This is a genomic window from Arthrobacter sp. 05T410 (assembly GCF_056396505.1).
Window position 1 is genome coordinate 1 of record NZ_JBFTLP010000059.1, and the last position, 437, is coordinate 437.

Genomic DNA, 437 nt, shown 5'->3' on the forward strand with positions numbered 1-437 from the left:
CAGGCCGGGTCGGCCTGAACTTCAAGTTCCCCGCCGGGCTCGGAACCGGACCCACCTACACCGTCAGCATTTACAACGCCAACGGCACCAACCTCTACAACTTCGACCTCGACGGCTCCGCCGCTGACGGTACCTGGCTCGCCAGCCAAGGCACGTTCCTGCCCGCTGGCCGCGCCTACATCAAGATCTATGGCTACAGCGGCGGCTGGGCAAGCTGGGGCAAGACCTACACCCTCAACACGACACTGACCGCGGGGACCGYCGAACTCGAACCCAACAGCTCCACCTCGGCCGCGACGGTGGTGCCCCTGGGGACCACGGTTTCCGGTTCGGCACTCAGCGGAGGCATCGATGACACCGATTACTACGCGATCGACCTGCCCAAGGCAGGCCGGGTCGGCCTGAACTTCAAGTTCCCCGCCGGGCTCGGAACCGGA

At 65.6% G+C, this 437-nt stretch carries 1 protein-coding gene; it reads left to right on the forward strand.

Annotation, left to right across the window (positions count from 1 at the left end):
- Positions 1-437, forward strand: a 437-nt coding sequence (locus AC1DFR_RS22380; protein ID WP_476874506.1) for a hypothetical protein, incomplete at both ends; no start/stop codon positions are given.